The 3,805-nt window shown below is 68.4% G+C and carries 2 protein-coding genes and 2 pseudogenes; 2 read left to right on the top strand and 2 right to left on the bottom strand.

Annotated elements, in window-relative coordinates:
• Positions 1-182: 182 nt before the first annotated feature.
• A complete protein-coding gene (locus tag ACZ4V1_RS35810; protein ID WP_468345337.1) occupies positions 183-1,001 on the bottom strand; it encodes an SGNH/GDSL hydrolase family protein in 819 nt (272 codons plus the stop codon).
• A complete protein-coding gene (locus ACZ4V1_RS35805; protein WP_468345334.1) occupies positions 988-1,557 on the bottom strand; it encodes a PadR family transcriptional regulator in 570 nt (189 codons plus the stop codon). The genes ACZ4V1_RS35810 and ACZ4V1_RS35805 overlap by 14 nt, the downstream gene beginning before the upstream one ends.
• Before the next feature lie 188 nt (positions 1,558-1,745).
• Here ACZ4V1_RS35805 and ACZ4V1_RS35800 point away from each other — a divergent pair.
• Both ACZ4V1_RS35800 and ACZ4V1_RS35795 read left to right on the top strand, forming a co-directional pair.
• A pseudogene (locus ACZ4V1_RS35800) lies at positions 1,746-2,492 on the top strand (Gfo/Idh/MocA family protein); the annotation flags it as partial.
• A gap of 472 nt (positions 2,493-2,964) precedes the next feature.
• Positions 2,965-3,805, top strand: a pseudogene (locus ACZ4V1_RS35795) (ISAs1 family transposase); the annotation flags it as partial.

Raw genomic sequence — 3,805 nt, 5'->3', positions numbered from 1 at the left:
CAACACAGCCCACTCAGCATCCGAAAGCTCATGACGACGCACCACGACAAGCATGATCCCTCATCACTTGAGCACCTTTGAAGACGACTCCTAGCCGGGTGCACGTGAACGTGCCCACTCCGGCGTGCTGCACAGCGGCGGGCCGTTCGAGAGGAGTCCGCCCCCGGCAGCCGATGCTGTCCCTACGAAGGTTCCCGTTGACCAGTGTCTGCCGGGAAGGTGGGCGTGGCACGCAGGGGCAGGAGCTGCGGGCGTTTTGCGGCCCGACCGTCGCCGGAGGACTGACCGCGCAGACGGCGTCCGAGCCAGGGGCCGAGGAATACGGCCGCCCAGCGCAGTTCGGCCGCTGCGGCTTGCCAGCCCGCGGGAACGCTCTGTGGCGGGAGGGAGAGCGTCCAGGCATCGTTGCTTCCGGGCAGGTGGATGGCTTGGGCGACGGCTGCGGCGATCCGCTCGTGGCCTAGAGGGCTGGCATGGAGTCGGTCTGCGGTCCACAGCCGTGGGTCGGTGGTGACGGCGTGCCGGGCGGTTTCGGCGACCGCGACCCCGTGATGGGCGGCCGCAGCGCGGATGCGGGTGTTGAGGTCGAACACGCGGGACCTGATGGGCCGGGCAAGGGGCGCGATCTTCCCTACGTCGGGGAAGGTCAGTGTCACCACGTGGGCTCCGGCGGCCGTGAGCGCGGCGAACATCTCTTCCAGGTGCCCGGCCACCTGCGCGGCGTTGAACCGGGGCCGGAGCAGGTCGTTGACCCCGGCGACGACGGTGGCCAGGTCGGGGCGCAGGGCCAGGGCAGGCCCCAGCTGTTCAGTGCGGACCTGGCCGGCGACACGTCCTCGTACGGCCAGATTGGCGTACCGAAGTCCGGGGTTGACGGTTGCGAGGTGCTCGGCGAGCCGGTCGGCGAAGCCGCGTAGGCCGACGGTGTCGTCCCCGTCGCCGAGCCCTTCGGTCTGGCTGTCGCCCAGGGCGACGTAGCGCAGGTATTCACCGCTCGACATGAGTCGACTGCCTTTCCTTGAGGACGGCTGCGATCCGCAGGCACCAGTCCCGGTGCTCCTGTTCAAAAGCCAGGCCGCGCAGGCAGGTCAGGTACGGCCCTATCCGCTCGCCCCGCCGGAGGAACTCCTCCTCGTCCGCATCGCCGCGCAGTTGCCGCAGCAGCTTGCCGAGAAGTTCGATCTTGGCCTCGGCCGCAGACGCTCGCTCTTCGAGCTGTTCGATCACCGGCGCCGTGCCGATGCGGTCGGCGACCTGGACCTTGACCAGCAGATCGTCGCGGATGAACGAGGGCTTGGATGCGGCTGCGGCGAACTTCTCCAGCTCGGCGCGACCGGCGTCGGTGACGTGGAACAGGCGTTTGTTGGGCCGGGTCTCCTGGACCACCTGCCGCCCCGCGACCAGCCCTTCCTTCTCCAGCTTGGTCAGCTCGGCGTACAGCTGCTGGGGCAGGGCGTGCCAGAAGTTCGCGACGCCGACATCGAACGCCTTCGCCAGCTGGTATCCGCTGTACTCACCGTCCAGGAGCGCCGCCAGCACCGCATGCCGCAAGGCCATCGAAGCAGTCCCCTTTCCTCTTCTCGTCCGTCACTGCAGCATACTCAATAAAATGACTAGTCACATCCTTGTGTATGGGGAGAGACCGTGGAGGCTGCTGAACGCTTCCCCGCCGCCGTAGAGAAGGGCCAACTCGCCGCGCTGGACGACCTGTTCATTGAGGGCATCCGCCGGCATCCTCGGAAGAGGTGCAGGTGGTGGCGCAGACATGGCGAGGGGCACGGAGGACAGAGCTGCACGTTCAACTGCGGGCGTGCACTGACCTCGACGACGCCCGCGCTCAGGCGTTCGCAGACCGGTACGGCATCCCCGCAGTGCCGGTGGACCATGTGATGGATCCGGCCGTGCTAGACATGGCGCTCATTCTCACCCCGCCGTCCACGCATTCCGCGCTGGCCCAGCAAACGGTCGCCGCAGGTCTTCGCGCTGTCTGGATCGAGAAGCCCTTCACCACCGATCCGGACGGCGCGACCGCGCTGATCCGGCTTGCGCAACAAGTCGGCACACTCATAGGAGTAGCCCCAGACACCCTGCTTGGGCCTGCCCTGCAGACAGCTGCCGCGGCCCTCGAGCAGAGCCTCGTCGGCGACGTGCTCTCGGCCACGGCCACCCTGTTCAGCACGGGGCCCGAACGGTGGCATCCAGCTCCCGAGCCCTTCTACTCCGAACACGCCAGGCCACTCGGGGACATGGGACCTTATTACCTCACCGCGCTCGACTACCTTCTCGGTCCGTTGCACGTTCGCGCGGTTACGAGTCGCACCCGGACAGCGCGGCTCATTCGCTCCGGGCCCCACGCCGGCAGTCCGTTCACCGCACGTGCACCCACCTACATGGCCGCCCTGCTGGACACCGACAGCGGGACCCCCGTCACGCTGACCACGAGCTTCGATGCCGCCGGCTCCCGCACGCCGCACCTGGAGATCCACGGCACCGAGGGCACCCTTGTCCTGCCCGACCCGAACTTCCACGACGGCTTCGTCCTGCACCTCGCCTACGGCGCCCGAAACTGGGACACCATCCCTCCCGCCCCGACCACCGGACCAACGAGCCGCGGCATGGGAGTCCTCGACCTTGCCGACGCGCGCTCCGCGAGGACCGCGAACCACGGTGCTCCGCGTACCGCGCGGAACGCATCGTCTACCTCATCGAGGCCATCAACCGCGCCGCCACGCTCCACATCCCCGCACTCACCCGCATCACGACGACGCGATGATCAAAGGAGTCCACGTGCTCTTCGAAGCCGTCATATTCGACTTCGGCGGAGTCCTCACCGCCCAGGGCCCCGGCGAGTGCCTGGATCATCCCGGTCTGGGGTGTTGATCTCGGTGGTGGGCCCCGGAAGCAGGTGAACACGGCACCTGTGGATCATGTGGTTCTCTACGCTGCAAGATCCACGAGGGTGCCGTGTTCGTTCCTCCATCATTTCCTGTCGCTGTCCCCGTGCCTCATGCGCCCCGCTTGGAAGCCCTCGGCGAGGGTGCCGCCAAGGACCAAGTCCGCCGTCTGGTTGCCGGGTTCGAGTCCGTCACCGATCCGAGAGGGGCTTGCGGGGTGCGGTACCGGCTCTCCTCGCTGCTGGCCCTGGTGGTCTGCGCGATGACCCCATCCGGCCACGACTCGATCACCGCGGCGGCGGAGTGGTGCCGACGTGGGACGCCGGAAGAACTGGCCGCCTTCGGCCTGCCCTACCACCCACTCCTTGGCCGCTACCGGTTGCCGAGCGAGAAGACCCTGCGCAGCGTCCTGGGGCGCCTGGATCCCGGGGGGATCGGTGCGGCCTGTTACGACTACCTTCGGCCGCTGCTGTCCGCACCGTCCCGCCGCCTGGAGCCGGTGATGCCCGACGGTGGCACCGAGCGTGAACAGCGACGGGCCCACCGGGAGGCCTCCCGTGCCGAGCCGGTACGAATCCGGCGGCGGGCGATCGCGGTCGACGGCAAGTGCCTGCGCGGCGCCCGCCGACCGGACAGCAGCCGGGTCTCGTCCTGTCCGCCGTCCGTCACGGCGACGGTGTCACGCTCGCCACCCGCGAGATCGGCGCGAAGACCAACGAGATCCCCGAGTTCGCACCTTTCCTCGACCAGATCGACGACGCGGACCTCGCGGGGACGGTCGTGACCGCCGATGCCCTCCACGCCCAACGCGACCACGCCACCTACCTGCACGAACGCGGTGCCCACTACCTGCTGACCATCAAGAACAACCAGCGCGGCCAGGCCCGTCAGCTCCATGCCCTGCCCTGGAA

Source organism: Streptomyces sp. NPDC028991 (assembly GCF_055564775.1).
Note: the sequence above shows the minus strand (reverse complement) of the source record. Positions and strands in the feature narration are given on the sequence as shown.

What these genes read in the sequence shown, in the direction of transcription:
- ACZ4V1_RS35805 (WP_468345334.1), bottom strand. Translation starts at nt 1,557, where the DNA reads ATGGCCTTGCGGCATGCGGTGCTGGCGGCGCTCCTGGACGGTGAGTAC.
- ACZ4V1_RS35810 (WP_468345337.1), bottom strand. Translation starts at nt 1,001, where the DNA reads ATGTCGAGCGGTGAATACCTGCGCTACGTCGCCCTGGGCGACAGCCAG.